We start from the raw sequence: 15,035 nt of genomic DNA on the forward strand, positions 1-15,035 counted from the left end.
TTAATCAGCATAACCCCGGCTGTGAACTACAACGCAACGAGTCGGGCATGGGTGGGGGTAGGAGGGGGTGAATCCTAAGGAGAAAGCGCTGTAGGGAACTGGTCGCGTTTGGCGAAAGTCAAAGTCGGCTGTCCGGAATGTACCCCCGCCAAGTGTCCGCCGCGCGGACAATCGCAACCGGCGCCGCTGCGTAGAGGCGCTTGCGCTAAGATGGGCGCCATGACTGAAGAGTATCTTGGCTACCTGCAGGCTCATAAGGAGCCGATGAAGGCGATTAACTGGAACGAAATCCCTGATGAGAAGGACCTCGAGGTCTGGGACCGCCTCACGGGTAACTTCTGGCTCCCAGAAAAGATTCCTGTTTCGAATGACATTCCGAGCTGGAACACGCTGACTGATGATGAGCAGCTTTCCACGATGCGCGTGTTCGCAAACCTGACGCTACTGGATACGCTGCAGGGCACCGTCGGTGCGGTATCTCTGCTGCCGGACGCGAAGACGCTGCACGAAGAGGCCGTCTATACGAATATTGCGTTCATGGAGTCGGTGCACGCGAAGTCCTACTCGAACATTTTCATGACGCTGGCGTCCACCCCGCAGATTAATGAGGCGTTCCGCTGGACAGAAGAAAACAAAGAGGTGCAGCGCAAGGCTAAGATTGTAGAGTCCTACTACCGTGGCGACGACCCAATGAAGAAGAAGGTCGCCTCCGTCATGCTGGAGTCCTTCCTCTTCTACTCGGGCTTCTACCTGCCTTTGAACTGGGCGGTGCACTCGAAGCTGACGAACACCGCGGACATTATCCGCCTCATCATTCGCGACGAGGCGGTGCACGGCTACTACATCGGGTACAAGTACCAGGTCGGCCTGCGCGACGAGTCGCCGGAGCGTCAGGAGGAACTCAAGGAGTACGCCTTCGACATCCTCTACGACCTGTACGAGAACGAGATCCAGTACACGGAAGACATCTACGATCCGCTGGGCTGGACCGAGGATGTGAAGCGATTCCTGCGCTACAACGCGAACAAGGCCCTCAATAACCTGGGCTACGAGGGACTTTTCCCGGTCGATGAGGCTCGCGTTTCGCCGGCGATCCTGGCGTCGCTATCGCCAAACGCTGATGAGAATCACGACTTCTTCTCTGGCTCGGGTTCCTCGTACGTCATTGGCAAGGCCGAGGAGACCGAGGACGATGACTGGGACTTCTAACCCTGTCAGCTGAGTGCTTTTCGACGCCACTTCGTGCCACCGCAGCAGTTTGCGGTGGCACGTTTTTCGCTTTCGGGCGTCAACATGCCCAAACTTTGGGTTGATACTAAACGGGGGACGTGTGTGGGGGAGTTTCGAAACGTTGCGAGCGTACTGGCTTGTGCTATGCGTTTGGTGGCTGCTGTGACTGTTGGTGTTTCGGCAGGTAGCTCATGGTGGCTGTTGTCAGGCCTTGGCTGAGGTGCGAGGTGGATATTGGGGGGAGGCCAAGAAAGGCTGGCAAATGTATGGGCGCGTCACTTAAGATGATGCGGTATCACAATTAGCTTTCGTGTACCCGTTTTGTGTCCGAAAGTTACAGTCAGGAGGAACGAATGACCGCTGTGGCGCCAAGGCTGGAGACTAAAGTCCAGTCGACACGTCCGGAGCCAACTGGCAATGGCCGGATTGGCTCTCAGATTTATAAGCAGCTCACCACGACAGACCACAAAGAGCTGGGCATCATGTACATCATCATGTCCTTCATCTGGTTCTTCGTTGGTGGCTTGATGGCTCTGCTGATCCGTGCTGAGTTGTTCAGCCCGGGCCTGCAGTTCCTGTCCAACGAGCAGTTCAACCAGCTGTTTACCATGCACGGCACCGTGATGCTGCTTGCGTTCGGTACGCCAGTTGTGTGGGGTTTCGCTAACTATGTCCTGCCGCTGCAGATCGGCGCGCCGGATGTGGCGTTCCCACGTCTGAACGCGTTCGGCTTCTGGATTACGTCCGTCGGTGTTTTCGCGATGCTGGCTGGGTTCTTGACCCCGGGTGGTGCGGCTGACTTCGGCTGGACCATGTACATGCCGCTTGCTGACGCAACGCACACCCCATCCGTATCCGCGAACCTGTGGATCGTCGGTGTGGGCGCAACCGGTATCGGTACCGTCGCATCCGCGATCAACATGCTGACCACCGTGCTCACCATGCGTGCGCCAGGCATGACGATGTTCCGTATGCCAGCGTTCACCTGGACCGTGTTCGTCACCTCGATCATCGCGCTGATGATCTTCCCGCTGCTGCTCGCTGCTGCACTGGGCGTGCTGTACGACCGCCTGCTGGGCGGCCACATCTACGACACTGCAAACGGTGGCGCAATCCTGTGGCAGCACCTGTTCTGGTTCTTCGGACACCCTGAGGTGTACGTCCTGGCGTTGCCGTTCTTCGGTATCATCTCCGAGATCATCCCGGTCTTCTCCCGTAAGCCAATGTTTGGCTACATCGGCCTGATCTTTGCAACGCTCGCGATTGCTGGCCTGTCGATGGCTGTGTGGGCGCACCACATGTTTGCAACCGGTGCCGTCCTGCTTCCGTTCTTCTCCTTCATGACCTTCCTGATTTCCGTCCCAACCGGCGTGAAGTTCTTCAACTGGGTGGGCACGATGTGGAACGGACACATCACCTTCGAGACCCCGATGCTGTGGGCGATGGGCTTCCTGTTCACGTTCCTCTTCGGTGGTCTGACCGGTATTATGCTGGCTTCGCCACCGCTGGACTTCCAGCTGCATGACTCCTACTTCGTGGTTGCGCACTTCCACTACACCCTGTTCGGTACCGTGGTGTTCTCCGCAATCGCTGGTGTCTACTTCTGGTTCCCGAAGATGACCGGCCGCATGCTGGACGAGCGCCTGGGCAAGATCCACTTCTGGTTCACGTTCATCGGCTTCAACATGACCTTCCTGGTCCAGCACTGGCTGGGCAACATGGGCATGCCACGCCGCTACGCTGACTACCTGGATACCGACGGCTTCACGCTGCTGAACCAGATCTCCACGGTCGGTTCCTTCATCCTGGGCATCGGTATGCTGCCGTTCATCTGGAACGTCATCAAGTCCTGGCGTTACGGCGAGATTGTCACCGTGGATGACCCATGGGGCTACGGCAACTCGCTCGAGTGGGCAACCTCCTGCCCGCCACCGCGCCACAACTTCACCGCGCTGCCACGTATCCGCTCCGAGCGTCCTGCGTTCGAGCTGCACTACCCGCACATGGTGGAGCAGCTGCGCCGCGAGGCTCACAGCAACCACAAGGCTGATACCCCAGCAACGTGGAAGGGCACGAACTCCGGGAAGTAACCAGATGGTGAACCCCTCATCCTGACAGATCACACCCCTCATCGGTTCTCCGATGAGGGGTTTTGTGTTGTCAAAAGGTGCTACCCTCATCACAGTCAGCCAGTAACACGAAGGAGTACACCACCAATGACGGCGTTTGAGGTAGAGCTGCAAGCAGGTCTCAAGCCTGCGGTTATCACCGCGTCGGGCCCAGACCGCCCGGGCGTTTCGGGTTCGTTTTTCACAACCCTGTCGCGCCACAATGTCCAGCTGCTCGACGTGGAGCAGACGGACTTCCGAGGGCGCCTGATGCTGGCAGCCTTCGTGGGCATGGACCCAAACGACTTGGTGGATATCGAGCGTGAGCTGCGCGTCGCGCTGTGGGACTATGGTCAGCGTGTCACCATCGAGACGGATGTCTCCGCCCGCTCGGACCAGCGCCCGCGTTCCACGCACGTGGTGGTGGTCCTTGGCAACCCGGTTACGGCTGAGGCGGTTTCACGGCTGGGGACGGAGTTGGCGTCGGTAGGTGCAAACATCGACACGATTCGCGGCATTGCGCAGTACCCGGTGACAGGCCTGGAGCTGTGCATTACGATCCCGAATTACTCGCCGGGTGACGGGCAGGAGATCCGTAAGAAGCTCGCGGAGATCTCCGCAGAGCTGGGGATTGATCTCGCGATGGAGCACGCGGGCCTGCACCGCAGGATGAAGCGCCTGGTGTGTTTCGACTGTGATTCGACGTTGATTACTGGCGAGGTTATCGAGATGCTGGCTGCGCACGCGGGACGTGAGGCGGAGGTCGCTGCTGTGACTGAGCGCGCGATGCGGGGCGAATTGGACTTTGAGGAGTCGCTGCGCGAGCGAGTGAAGGCACTGGCGGGGCTCGACGCGTCGGTGATTGAGCAGGTGGCGAAGGACATTGTGCTCACGCCTGGAGCGAGGACCACGATTCGCACGTTGAACTCGATGGGGTACCGCACCGCGGTGGTCTCTGGCGGGTTCATCCAGGTGCTGGAGGGGCTGGCTGAAGAACTGGAGCTCGACTACGTGCGCGCGAACACGCTCGAGATTGAAGACGGCAAACTGACGGGTCGGGTGATCGGCAAGGTGGTGGACCGCCAGGCGAAGGCGGAGTTCCTGCGCGAGTTTGCGCAGGACAGTGGGCTGCGCATGGACCAGACGATTGCGGTGGGCGATGGCGCGAACGACATTGACATGCTGTCGGTCGCAGGCTTGGGCATTGCGTTTAATGCGAAGCCGGCGTTGAAGGAGATCGCGGACGCGTCGGTGAACCACCCATTCCTGGATGAGGTGCTCTACATGATCGGCATCCCGCGCGACGAGATCGACGACTCGAATGAGCGCCAGGGCATCGACGGCCGCGTAGCGCTGACAAGCCGCGAAGCATGAGCAGACAGTTAGCTTGGCAGCTCCTGCACGAGCGCACCAGCGCTGACTACCGGCAGCGCACCGAGGACCCGCGCGACCCGGAGACGGTGCAGGCGATGCAGCTGGTGATCAACCTGCCGAAGCAGGACCCGCCACCACGCAACGCGGTGCTAGTCGACGCCGCCCGCGCCACCGTCGCCGTCTGCCTCGCGGAACAAGCGGGCGAGCCCGGGCCGTGGCGGGAGCACCTGCAGCGCTGGTACGACCACCGCATCCGCAAGGTGACTCGACGGGCGCGAAACAAGGCGTGGTTGGATGTGCAGGAGGTGCCCGGGGTGACGGTCGGGTCGGTGCGGGCGTTTGTGCCATCCGCGGTGTGCGACGTGCCACACGAGGTATCGAAGCTGCAGATCAAGGGGACGGACCTGCCGATGGAGACAGTGGAGGGGCAGGTGGGGGCGTCGACACCTGTGATTGTGGTGGATGCTGGGCTCGAGATGTCTGCGGGGAAGGCGGCCGCACAGGTGGGGCATGCCTCAATGCTGCTTGCTGCGCAGCGCCCGCTCGAGTGGGTGCAGGCGTGGGCCGAGGACGGCTTCCCGCTGAGTGTCCGCGAGGCGGACAGCGGCGTGTTTGCGGAGTGCTTGGCGTACGCGCGCGAACACGACGGCGTGGTGGTCGCCGACGCAGGGTTCACGGAGGTCGCGCCAGGCTCGGTGACGGCGCTGGCGTTTAGCGAGCCGCCACTAAGCGTTGCAGCGCGCCTCTGACGGTATCGGGGTTGGTGGTCTCCCAGAAGGCTGGGAGGCTGCGGCGCAGGAATGAGCCGTAGCGCTTCGTGACTAAGCGGTTATCGAGCACAGCGACGACGCCGCGGTCACTGACCGAGCGCAGCAGGCGGCCCGCTCCCTGCGCCATGAGGAGGGCGGCGTGGGTCGCGGAGACCTCCATGAACCCGGAGCGCCCGGCAGCATCCGCGGCGTTGGCACGTGCCTGCAACAGCGGATCGTCGGGGCGGGGGAACGGGATGCGGTCGATGATGACGAGGGACAGTGAGCGGCCGGGGACGTCGACACCCTGCCAGAGGGTCAGCGTGCCGAACAGGCAGCTGTTCTCGTTGCGGGCGAACTTGTCCACGAGCGCGCCGGTGGAGTCTTCGCCCTGCAACATGATGTCGAAGGGGAGGCGTGTGCGCATCGCTTCCGCGGCCTGCTGGGCGGCGCGGCGCGAAGAGAACAAACCGAGCGTCCGGCCGCCAGCGGCGGTGATGAGCTCGGCGATCTCGTCGAGCGTCGCGTCCGACAGGCCGTCGCGTCCAGGTGCAGGCAGGTGCTTGGCGGTGTAGAGGATGCCGGACTTCGCCGGGTCGAAGGGGGTGCCGGCGTCGAGGCTGTCCCATGTCTTGTCCGGAAGACCCCAGGAGGCCGCCATGGCGTTGAAGTTCCCGCCGACCGTCAACGTGGCGGAGGTGAGCACCACGGTGTGTTCGCCGAAGAGCTTCTCCCGCAGCAGGGCGGCGACGGAGAGTGGCGCGACGGCCACGGAGTCGTCGTACTTGTCGGAGCGTGTCAGCCACACCACGTCGTAGTGCTTGGCTGGGTCGTCCTCGTCGAAAACTTCGAGGATGCGGACGGTGGCGTCGTGCAAGTCCTCGAGGTGGTTCTTGAGGTTGCCGCGCTCGGCGGCGGTTTCCGGGTCGTTCGCGGCCTCGCCCTCGGGGGCGTCCGCGATGGCGTTGCGCGTGCGCCACAGTGCATCGCGGACACCGGTGAAGGCGCCGCGCGCGGGATCGGAGATGCGTTCCCAGCGGCCGGGCTCCTCCAGAGCGAGCGCCGCGCTGAAGTCGTCGGCGACGTCTTCGAGGATCGCCTTATCCGCACCGAGCTTGCCCGCACGCCGGGCAGCGAGCGTCAGCGCGCGGGCGGAGAGCTCGTTGGTTGCTACGGAGGTGATGCGCCCGTCGAGCTCGTGGGCCTCGTCGATGATGACGACGTCGTGCTCCGGCAGTACGTCAACGTCTGCGAGGGCGTCGATAGCTAGCAGCGCATGGTTAGTTACCACCACGTCGACGGAGCGGGTTTTCTCGCGTGCGAGCTCGGCGAAGCATTCGTCGCCGTGCGGGCAGCGGCTCGCTCCCAGGCACTCGTTGGAAGTAACGGACACCTGGCGCCACGCCAAATCGGGTACGCCGGGTTCGAGGTCGTCGCGGTCGCCGGTCTCGGTGTCCTGTGCCCACTCGGCGACGCGCTTGACGTGTTTGCCCAGCCAGGAAATGTCGTCTTCCTCGATGAGCGCCTCCGGCGTCTCCTCGTCTAGCCCGATTTTGTGCAGGCAAACGTAGTTGTTGCGGCCCTTCTGGATGGCGAACGTCGGGCGGCGCTCCAAAAGCAGCTCGAGGGCGTCGGCGAGCCGGGGCAGGTCGCGCTCGACGAGCTGGCGTTGCAGCGCGATGGTGGCCGTCGATACGACGACGGTGCTGTCCGACTGCTGCGCGTGCCGAATCGCGGGGATGAGGTAGGCGAGCGACTTGCCGGTGCCAGTGCCAGCCTGCACGGCGAGGTGGCGTCCGGCATCGATCGCTTTGGTGACGGCCTTCGCCATCGCGACCTGCCCAGGGCGCTCTGCGCCACCGAGGGCGGCGACGGCGGCCGCGAGGAGGTCTTCGGTCGTTTGGGCGAAAGGCTGGTCACTCACGTCGGGAAAGTCTACCTACTCGGTGGGCTCAGGGAAGCCGACGAAGCGCGTCGGGATCGCCGCGTCGCCCTTCGCCAGCGCCAGGCCCTCCCACGGCAGGGTGGTGCGAGCGGTATTGTGCAGCTCGCGGGCGGCCTCGAGCTCGTCATGCTTGTCGACGACTGCTCCGCCCCGAATCAGCGGTACCACCAGGTCACGGTACTCGAGGGCTGGCTTCGTATCGATTTCCGCGCGCAGCGGGTAGATGAGCTCCGCCACCGCGACACCGGAGGCGCGGTAGGCGCGCTTGGCCAGTTTGGCGCCGCCGTAGGTGCGCTTCCCGGAGGAACGCTTGGCCACGGGGTGGCCGTCGACCTCTACAAGCTTGTACACCAGCGTGGCCGTCGGTGCGCCGGAGCCGGTGACCACCGAGGTGCCGACGCCGAAGCCGTCGACAGGGTCGCCGCGCAGGCCCGCGATCGCGAATTCGTCGAGGTCGGAGGAGACGATGATCTTGGTGTTGAACGCGCCGGCCTCGTCGAGTTGGGCGCGCACGCGGCGCGACACGATGCCCAGGTCGCCGGAGTCGATGCGGATCGCGCCGAGTTCAGTGCCCGCGACCTCGAGTGCGTGCTCGATGCCTTTAGTGATGTCGTACGTATCGACGAGCAGGGTGGTGTCCTTGCCCAGACTTTCGACCTGTGCCTTAAACGCGGAGACCTCGTCGGGGCGACCTTCCTCGTCGACGTGCAGCAGTGTCCACGCGTGGGCGGCGGTGCCGGAGGCCGGGATACCGTAGCGGTAGGAGGCTTCCATGTTGGAGGTGCCGACGAACCCCGCGATGTAGGAGGCACGCGCAGCAGAGACCGCTGCCTGCTCGTTGGTGCGTCGCGAGCCCATCTCTATGATCGGGCGGCCATCAGCGGCCGTGACCATACGGGACGCGGCGGAGGCCACCGCGGAGTCGCCGTTGAGGATCGACAGGATGACTGTCTCCAGGATCACGCACTCGGCGAAGGTGCCGCGCACTGTCATGATGGGGGAGTATGGGAAGTAAATATCGCCCTCGCGGTAGCCATCGACCTGGCCGGAGAACGAGTAGTCCCGCAGATATTCCTTGGCCTCGTCAGAGAGGAAGTCGAGCGCCTCGATTTGCGCGTCGGTGAAACGGAAGTTCTGGATGGCGTCGACAACTCGGGCGGTGCCTGCGACGACGCCGTAGCGGCGGTCATTCGGCAGGCGGCGGGTAAAGACCTCGAAGGCGCACTGCCTGTGTGCGGTGCCGTCTTGGATGGCGGCGTCGAGCATGGTCAGCTCGTACATGTCCGTCAGGAATGCCGTCGAGTAGTTGGGGCGGGCCTGGTTTTCAGTCATGTTCGATGAGTGTAGTGCGTAGACGGGGCTGCTGGGTGCATTAGCACACAATGCTTGCGGGCGTCGTGTTTCTGAAGCAGGTAAGGTGGTGCACATGAAAAAGACAGGAATTGTAGCGATGAGTTCGCCGATGGCGTCTCCTGAGCTCGACGAAGCCATTGACGTCGAGGTTGCGACGAGCGAAAACCTGCCGTGGATGTGCATAGTGTGGGACGACCCCGTCAACCTGATGAGCTATGTCACCTACGTTTTCCAAACCGTCTTGGGCTACGACCGTAAGCGCGCCCAGGAGCTCATGATGCAGGTGCACACCGAGGGGAAAGCGGTGGTGTCCTCTGGTGAAAAAGACAAGGTCGAAGGCGACGTGAAGAAGCTGCACACCGCTGGCCTCTGGGCAACAATGCAGCAGGCCGGCTAGGCCAGGGCAAGGAGAGAGTAGCGAATGCAAGCTTGGCGGAAGAAGAAGGGCCTGTTGCGCTCAGGCATCAAATTTACGACGCTGTTTGACCCCCTCGAGCGCGAGATCATCGGGGACTTGACGGCGACGGTGTCCGAGGCGTTGATCGCTAGGGCGCAGTCCGCGCCGCGCGACGAGTTCTCGGAGATGATGGGACTCTCAGTGGGGCATTCGGAGGCGCCGACGGACCCGAAGCTCCTGCGCCTGCTGCCGGACTTTGAGCGGGAGCAGGACGAGGAGTTCGAGGGCGACAACGGCCTGCTTCGCAGCTTGCACGAAAACGACATCATCAAGGCGAAGCTGACCAACCTGCAGGTGGTCAACGAGGCGCTGGGCCCAACCGGTGGCGTTGAGGTGACCATCGAGGAAGAGGAGGCGCACCAGTTCCTGGCGGCGCTCAACGACATGCGCCTGTACGTCTCGGCCGACGACCGCGGCGGCGAGGCCGCCGAGCAGCAACGCGCGCAGCTCATCGAGTGGCTGGCGTTCTGCCAGGAGTCGCTGCTGCAGGCGATGATGGGCGAGTAAGCATATGACGCAACCTCCACACGCACCGAGGCCAGGCTGGGGCTACGGCCAGACTGGGCAGCCGGGTTACGGCAAGCCCTTCGACCGGCCGTTCTCGCACCCGGACCAGCAGCTTGCCGCGTTTGGCGTCGACCCTGCGATGGACCCCGCCGCGCAGCGCAAGAGCAAGTTCAAGCAGCAGCGCAGAACCGGGCTGCTGTTCGCCCTTGGCTACATCGCGATTATCTGGGCCGTGCACATCCTGAACATGGCGGTGTTCGGCGGAGGGCTGAATAACTTTGGCGTGCACCCGCTGGACCTGACCAGTATTTGGCACATCTTCACCTCGCCGCTGCTGCACGCTGACCTGGACCACTTGATCGGCAACACCGGACTGGGTGCGCTCTTCGCGTTCCTGGTGGGGTACTCCGGTAAGCGAGTGTTCTGGGAGGTCACGGCCTTTGTGGTGCTGATCGGCGGCATCGGAACCTGGTTGTTCGGTGGGATCGGCACGAACCACATTGGTGCCTCGGGCCTGGTCTACGGCTGGCTGGCGTACCTGCTGGTGCGCGGCTTCTTCAACCGGTCGGCGGGCCAGGTGTTGCTTGGTGTCATCCTCGGGTTTACGTACTCGGGTCTGATGTGGGGTGTGCTCCCACTGGTCGAAGGTGTCAGCTGGCAGGCGCACCTCTTTGGAGCGATTGGCGGCATGGCGGCGGGTATGATCATCACCTCGGACGACCCGCCGGAGCTTGCGATGAAGAAAGCGCAGAAGAAACAGCGCAAGAATCCGAATCAGCCCTATGGGCTAGGATGATGTGACGTGAAAACGCTCGAGAACAATGCTCCTATCGGTCTTTTCGACTCTGGCGTGGGCGGACTGACGGTAGCCCGCGCCGTCATAGACCAGCTGCCCAACGAGTCGATGATCTACATCGGCGATACCGCGAACAGCCCGTACGGCCCGCAGCCGATTGCGCAGGTGCGCCAACACGCAATGCGCATCGCCGACGAACTCGTCGCCCGCGGCTGCAAGATGCTGGTCATCGCCTGCAACACGGCCACTTCCGCATTCTTGCACGACGCCCGCGAGCGCTACGACATCCCAGTTGTTGAGGTGATTCAACCAGCGGTGCGGCGCGCAATCGCGACGACGCGAAATAACAAAATTGGTGTCATCGGTACGCAGGGCACCATCACCTCCGGGGCATACCAGGACCTGTTCGCGCTCAACTCAAATTTGGAGGTGACGGCCACCGCCTGCCCGCGGTTCGTCGAGTTCGTGGAGCGCGGCGTGACGTCGGGCCCGGAGATCCTCAGCATTGCCAAGGAGTACTTGGCACCGCAGCGCGAAGCGGGCGTCGATACGCTGGTGCTGGGCTGCACCCACTATCCGCTCCTCTCTGGCATCGTGCAGCTTGCAGTGGGGGACGACGTCACACTCGTGTCCTCAGCGGAGGAGACTGCGAAGGACGTGCTCCGCATCCTCACTGAGCGCGACTTGCTGGCGGATCCTGAGGTGGAGCCAACGAGGACTTTCGAGTCCACCGGCGACCCGGCAGTGTTTGACTCCCTCGCGACGCGCTTCCTTGGGCCGATGGTGCACGCCGTAAACCACCCCATGAGCTAGGCCACAGCTGCCGGTTTTTACTGACATGGCTACAAAACTGAGCGTTTTTAGTGGAAACGTTAGAAATTGCGTAGTTTTCATGGCACAGTAATTCCATGAAGTTGACCATTCTCGGGTGTTCAGGGAGTTTAGGCGCCCCCGGTAATCCCGGCTCGTCCTATGTGATCAGTACTCCGGGCAACCCGGACATACTGATGGACTTTGGGCCAGGCGCATTGGCTGCGATGCAAACGCGCGAAGAAATGGATCCTTCCAACGCGCACCTGATTTTTTCGCACCTGCACGCGGATCACTGCTCTGACGTGCCCTCGCTGCTGGTATGGCGGCGCTACCACCCGGAGAAGCCCGCGGAGAGCGCGCATAAGCTGTACGGCCCAGGCCACGCCGCGACACACTTTGGCCGAATGACTGCGAACACCGCCGACGAGGTCGACGACATCAGTGACACCTTTGACGTACACACGTGGAGCCCTCGCACCCCGGTTGAGATAGATGGCGTGCAGGTCACTCCGTTCCCGGTGGATCACCCGGCGCAGGAATCGCACGCGCTGCGGGTTACGTGCAAGAAGACCGGCGCGACGCTGGTCTACTCGGGCGATAGCGGGGTCACGCCTAACCTAGTCGAGGCGGCCCGCGACGCGGATCTCTTCCTCTGCGAGGCCGCCTGGGGTCCGACATCCGAGGGGATGGCGCCCGGCATGCACCTTTCTGGTGAAGAGGCGGGGCGGATTGCGCGCGAAGCGGGCGTCAAAAAGCTCGTGGTTGTGCACATCCAGCCGTGGGCGGACCAGCAGGCCACCCTTGAGGCCGCTGCGCGCGAGTTCGGTGGGCCGACGGTGCTCGGCGAGCCCGGCGCCTGCTTCGAGCTGTAACGCAGTGCGTTACCCTGGAGGGCATGACAACTTCTGATTTTCTGCGCGCAGACGGGCGCGCGCTCGACGAAATGCGCCCGGTGCGTATCACCCGCTCGTTTACCTCGAACCCGGCAGGTAGCGTCCTTGTAGAGTTCGGCAACACCCGCGTCATGTGCACCGCCTCCATCGAGGAAGGCGTGCCGCGCTTCAAGAAAGACTCCGGCGAAGGCTGGCTGACCGCCGAATACTCCATGCTCCCGGCCGCAACCCACGAGCGCATGCCACGCGAATCGATGCGCGGCAAGGTGAAGGGCCGCACCCACGAAATCTCCCGCCTGGTCGGGCGTTCGCTGCGCGCCGCGGTGGACCTGCGCCAGCTGGGGGAGAACACGATCCAGCTCGACTGCGACGTCCTCCAAGCCGACGGCGGCACCCGCACCGCCTCCATCACCGGCGCGTACGTCGCGCTTGCGGACGCCATCTCCGTACTCAAAGAGCGCGGTGTCGTACCGGGTGAGCCGCTGCTCGCGCCAGTCGCCGCAGTCTCCGTAGGGATTATCGACGGCCGCGTTTGCCTCGACCTGCCGTACGAAGAAGACTCCCGCGCTGAAGTTGACCTCAACGTAGTGATGCAGGAGGGCGATAACTTCGTCGAAATTCAGGGCACCGGCGAGCACGGCCTGTTCGGCCGCGAGGAGCTCAACCAGATGCTCGACGTGGCGCAGAAGGGCTTGAACGAGCTCATCCAGGCACAGAAGGCCGCGCTCGCATGACGGTGAAGTTGCTGGTTGCGTCCAATAACGCAAAGAAGCTCAAGGAACTCCAGCAGGTACTCGACGACTGCGGTATCGACGGCGTGGAACTCGTCGCCCTCGGCGAGGTGGAGCCGTACCCGGAGCCAAAAGAGGACGGGCTGACGTTCGAAGCAAACGCGCTGATCAAGGCGCGCGCCGGGGTAGCAGCCACCGGGCTGCCGTGCGTGGCGGACGATTCCGGCCTGGCCGTCGCCGCGCTCAACGGGATGCCCGGCGTGCTCTCCGCCCGCTGGTCTGGGCATACCGGGCAGCATGGCGCCGAGGACACCGACACCGCGAACAACAACTTGTTGCTCGCGCAGATGGCGGACATCGCTCTGCGTGACGCGGCGTTCGTGTCTTGCTGCGCGCTCGTGACCCCGCAGGGCGAGGAGTTCACCGCCGAGGGCCGCTGGGAGGGTAGCCTGCTCGAAGCGCCGAAGGGCGAGCACGGCTTCGGCTACGACCCGATCTTCCAACCAGCCGACACCCCCGGCCGCTCGTCAGCGCAGCTCACACCGGAAGAGAAAAACGCCCGCTCACACCGTGGGACGGCGTTGCGGGCGCTGGCACCGCGCATCGCGGCGCTTTGTAGCTAGCGTGGGCAGCTAGCGTAGCTGGAACGTGCGCGTGACCTCCTTGCGGCGCTTCGCCTCCACCCAGAAAGACAAGAAGGGGACGACGCCAGAAATCGCGGTCACCGCCCACGTCTGCGCAGCCCAACGGGCTTTCAGTCCCAGGTTCAGCGATGTGACCAGGAACAGGATGTACGCCAGGCCGTGCACGCGCGCCACCCACTCCAGCATGGACACGTCTATGTGCAGGAGGTACTGCATGATCATGCGCGCGCATAGGAGCAGCAGCAGGATGCCCGTTGTCCACGCTGCGACAGAGAACGCCGTGAGCGCTTGCTTTACTCGGCGCTGACGCTCCGGGTGAATCTTGGGTGCTGCTGCGTTTGGCTGCGGCTGGGTCATGCTTTCAGGCCTCTCACTTTCTGTTGGGTTCGCTCTTCGGCTCGCTGTTTGGTTCGCTGTTTGGTTCCGCCGAACCACGACGGCGTGGTGCGAGCATCGAGTTGTATTCTTCCACATCGAGAGTAGGACGCTCCGGCAGGAAATCCTCATCAATCTCCACCGGATCACGGCTGCCGTCCGCACCGTAGCGTGCAAGGTCCGCCTCGTAGAGCTCATCCATCGACCCCGATGCGTTCAGCGCATCAATCTTTTCGTTCTCCATCTTTAACCCCGCCTTGTAGGCGTAGACGAAAAACGCACCGAAGAACGGCCACTGCAACGCGTACCCCAGGTTCTGGAACGTTCCTGTCCCGGACTGGTAGCGAGTCCACTGCCAGTACGCCAGCAGACAGCACGTAATCACCGCGGCGATGAGCAACACGACGTGCCATGCGCGAACCCGAACGTGCCGACGCTTCGGCGCGCCCTCTTCACCTGGGAAACTGTTTTGCTCGCTCACAGTGCTTCAGTCTAGCAACAACACTTATCGACGCCCCCTCCGACAAGTTTTGCGGCCCCGATACTTGTTCTGTGGTTGCGTGTGTCCGCGCGGTGGACACATTTGGCGTCTTGCCGCTGACAGGTGGAGCAGATCGCGTGTCCGCGCGGCGGACAACGGGGGAGTGGATCCTGTGTCCGCGGGGTGGAAGATGAAAAGGGGGTTGTGTGTCCGCGCGGCGGAAACATTTGATGTCTTGCCGCTGACAGGTGGAGCAGATCGCGTGTCCGCGCGGCGGACACCTCCCCCAACCTGGTAGCAGCAGCCCCGGTCCTTCCTGCTAGTTTGTGCCCACTTGTGCAGTGTGTAGGATGAAAGGCGCTTTATGCGCCCGTGGCGGAATTGGCAGACGCGCTGGATTTAGGTTCCAGTGTCTTTGACGTGTGAGTTCAAGTCTCACCGGGCGCACAAGAGGAAAGAGCCTCCGGGATTGCAAATGACGCAGTGTCGGAGGTTCTTTTGTGGGTTAAGCGACAAAATGTGTGTCCGGAATCGTTGATTTTCATGCTCTGAACTCCGCGTTTGCGGAAAATATATGCT

At 62.8% G+C, this 15,035-nt stretch carries 15 protein-coding genes and 1 tRNA gene; 12 read left to right on the forward strand and 4 right to left on the reverse strand.

Features of this window, described 5'->3' with window-relative positions; translation table 11 throughout:
- Positions 1–219 precede the first annotated feature (219 nt).
- The 4 genes from nrdF to KBX14_RS10255 all read left to right on the forward strand — a co-directional run bounded on the left by nrdF (position 220) and on the right by KBX14_RS10255 (position 5,461).
- Complete coding sequence (gene nrdF, locus KBX14_RS10240) at positions 220–1,209, forward strand: class 1b ribonucleoside-diphosphate reductase subunit beta (protein WP_070363445.1); 990 nt, start codon at positions 220–222, stop codon at positions 1,207–1,209.
- Between the two features lie 374 nt (positions 1,210–1,583).
- Positions 1,584–3,320 (forward strand): cytochrome c oxidase subunit I, encoded by a 1,737-nt coding sequence (gene ctaD / locus KBX14_RS10245; protein WP_070361980.1) that lies wholly within the window; start codon positions 1,584–1,586, stop codon positions 3,318–3,320.
- A gap of 126 nt (positions 3,321–3,446) precedes the next feature.
- Complete coding sequence (gene serB, locus KBX14_RS10250; RefSeq protein WP_071573747.1) at positions 3,447–4,712, forward strand: phosphoserine phosphatase SerB; 1,266 nt, start codon at positions 3,447–3,449, stop codon at positions 4,710–4,712.
- Complete coding sequence (locus tag KBX14_RS10255; protein WP_256042481.1) at positions 4,709–5,461, forward strand: aminoacyl-tRNA hydrolase; 753 nt, start codon at positions 4,709–4,711, stop codon at positions 5,459–5,461. Before serB ends, KBX14_RS10255 begins: the two co-directional genes overlap by 4 nt.
- On the opposite strand, the gene KBX14_RS10260 is transcribed toward KBX14_RS10255, so the two are convergent.
- Together KBX14_RS10260 and KBX14_RS10265 are read right to left on the reverse strand one after the other, a co-directional pair.
- On the reverse strand, positions 5,424–7,385 hold the full coding sequence (locus KBX14_RS10260; protein ID WP_256042482.1) for an ATP-dependent DNA helicase: 1,962 nt from the start codon (positions 7,383–7,385) through the stop codon (positions 5,424–5,426). The two genes, KBX14_RS10255 and KBX14_RS10260, sit on opposite strands and share 38 nt — an antisense overlap.
- A 15-nt stretch (positions 7,386–7,400) precedes the next feature.
- Positions 7,401–8,738 (reverse strand): nicotinate phosphoribosyltransferase, encoded by a 1,338-nt coding sequence (locus tag KBX14_RS10265; RefSeq protein ID WP_256042483.1) that lies wholly within the window; start codon positions 8,736–8,738, stop codon positions 7,401–7,403.
- 118 nt (positions 8,739–8,856) lie between these two features.
- On the opposite strand from KBX14_RS10265, the gene clpS reads away from it, so the two are divergent.
- The 7 genes from clpS to rdgB all read left to right on the forward strand — a co-directional run bounded on the left by clpS (position 8,857) and on the right by rdgB (position 13,579).
- Positions 8,857–9,156 carry an ATP-dependent Clp protease adapter ClpS gene (gene clpS / locus KBX14_RS10270; protein ID WP_071565662.1) on the forward strand — a complete coding sequence of 100 codons (300 nt, stop codon included), beginning with the start codon at positions 8,857–8,859 and terminating at the stop codon, positions 9,154–9,156.
- A 24-nt stretch (positions 9,157–9,180) separates the two neighbouring features.
- Complete coding sequence (locus KBX14_RS10275) at positions 9,181–9,723, forward strand: DUF2017 domain-containing protein (protein ID WP_071565626.1); 543 nt, start codon at positions 9,181–9,183, stop codon at positions 9,721–9,723.
- Positions 9,724–9,727: 4 nt separating this feature from the next.
- Positions 9,728–10,519, forward strand: a complete 792-nt coding sequence (locus tag KBX14_RS10280) for a rhomboid family intramembrane serine protease (protein ID WP_370687098.1) — start codon at positions 9,728–9,730, stop codon at positions 10,517–10,519.
- A 6-nt stretch (positions 10,520–10,525) separates the two neighbouring features.
- Positions 10,526–11,332: a glutamate racemase gene (gene murI, locus KBX14_RS10285; protein ID WP_070361988.1), complete on the forward strand. Its 807-nt coding sequence runs from the start codon at positions 10,526–10,528 to the stop codon at positions 11,330–11,332.
- 95 nt (positions 11,333–11,427) lie between these two features.
- Entirely contained in the window at positions 11,428–12,204 is a 777-nt protein-coding gene (locus KBX14_RS10290) for an MBL fold metallo-hydrolase (protein WP_256042484.1), read from the forward strand.
- A 23-nt stretch (positions 12,205–12,227) separates the two neighbouring features.
- Positions 12,228–12,959, forward strand: a complete 732-nt coding sequence (gene rph / locus KBX14_RS10295) for a ribonuclease PH (protein WP_070478462.1) — start codon at positions 12,228–12,230, stop codon at positions 12,957–12,959.
- Positions 12,956–13,579, forward strand: a complete 624-nt coding sequence (gene rdgB, locus KBX14_RS10300) for an RdgB/HAM1 family non-canonical purine NTP pyrophosphatase (protein ID WP_256042485.1) — start codon at positions 12,956–12,958, stop codon at positions 13,577–13,579. The genes rph and rdgB overlap by 4 nt, the downstream gene beginning before the upstream one ends.
- A 9-nt stretch (positions 13,580–13,588) precedes the next feature.
- On the opposite strand, the gene KBX14_RS10305 is transcribed toward rdgB, so the two are convergent.
- Positions 13,589–13,957, reverse strand: a complete 369-nt coding sequence (locus tag KBX14_RS10305; protein WP_256042486.1) for a DUF3817 domain-containing protein — start codon at positions 13,955–13,957, stop codon at positions 13,589–13,591.
- 13 nt (positions 13,958–13,970) lie between these two features.
- Positions 13,971–14,456, reverse strand: a complete 486-nt coding sequence (locus KBX14_RS10310) for a hypothetical protein (RefSeq protein ID WP_256042487.1) — start codon at positions 14,454–14,456, stop codon at positions 13,971–13,973.
- Positions 14,457–14,822: 366 nt separating this feature from the next.
- Here KBX14_RS10310 and KBX14_RS10315 point away from each other — a divergent pair.
- Positions 14,823–14,903: transfer RNA gene (locus KBX14_RS10315), tRNA-Leu, on the forward strand.
- The last annotated feature ends 132 nt before the right edge of the window (positions 14,904–15,035 follow it).

The organism is Corynebacterium sp. CCUG 61414, from assembly GCF_024453945.1.
In the GTDB taxonomy this organism is placed as follows: domain Bacteria; phylum Actinomycetota; class Actinomycetes; order Mycobacteriales; family Mycobacteriaceae; genus Corynebacterium; species Corynebacterium pseudogenitalium.

What these genes read in the sequence shown, in the direction of transcription:
- nrdF (WP_070363445.1), top strand. Translation starts at nt 220, where the DNA reads ATGACTGAAGAGTATCTTGGCTACCTGCAGGCTCATAAGGAGCCGATG.
- ctaD (WP_070361980.1), top strand. Translation starts at nt 1,584, where the DNA reads ATGACCGCTGTGGCGCCAAGGCTGGAGACTAAAGTCCAGTCGACACGT.
- serB (WP_071573747.1), top strand. Translation starts at nt 3,447, where the DNA reads ATGACGGCGTTTGAGGTAGAGCTGCAAGCAGGTCTCAAGCCTGCGGTT.
- KBX14_RS10255 (WP_256042481.1), top strand. Translation starts at nt 4,709, where the DNA reads ATGAGCAGACAGTTAGCTTGGCAGCTCCTGCACGAGCGCACCAGCGCT.
- KBX14_RS10265 (WP_256042483.1), bottom strand. Translation starts at nt 8,738, where the DNA reads ATGACTGAAAACCAGGCCCGCCCCAACTACTCGACGGCATTCCTGACG.
- clpS (WP_071565662.1), top strand. Translation starts at nt 8,857, where the DNA reads ATGAGTTCGCCGATGGCGTCTCCTGAGCTCGACGAAGCCATTGACGTC.
- KBX14_RS10275 (WP_071565626.1), top strand. Translation starts at nt 9,181, where the DNA reads ATGCAAGCTTGGCGGAAGAAGAAGGGCCTGTTGCGCTCAGGCATCAAA.
- KBX14_RS10280 (WP_370687098.1), top strand. Translation starts at nt 9,728, where the DNA reads ATGACGCAACCTCCACACGCACCGAGGCCAGGCTGGGGCTACGGCCAG.
- KBX14_RS10290 (WP_256042484.1), top strand. Translation starts at nt 11,428, where the DNA reads ATGAAGTTGACCATTCTCGGGTGTTCAGGGAGTTTAGGCGCCCCCGGT.
- rph (WP_070478462.1), top strand. Translation starts at nt 12,228, where the DNA reads ATGACAACTTCTGATTTTCTGCGCGCAGACGGGCGCGCGCTCGACGAA.
- rdgB (WP_256042485.1), top strand. Translation starts at nt 12,956, where the DNA reads ATGACGGTGAAGTTGCTGGTTGCGTCCAATAACGCAAAGAAGCTCAAG.
- KBX14_RS10305 (WP_256042486.1), bottom strand. Translation starts at nt 13,957, where the DNA reads ATGACCCAGCCGCAGCCAAACGCAGCAGCACCCAAGATTCACCCGGAG.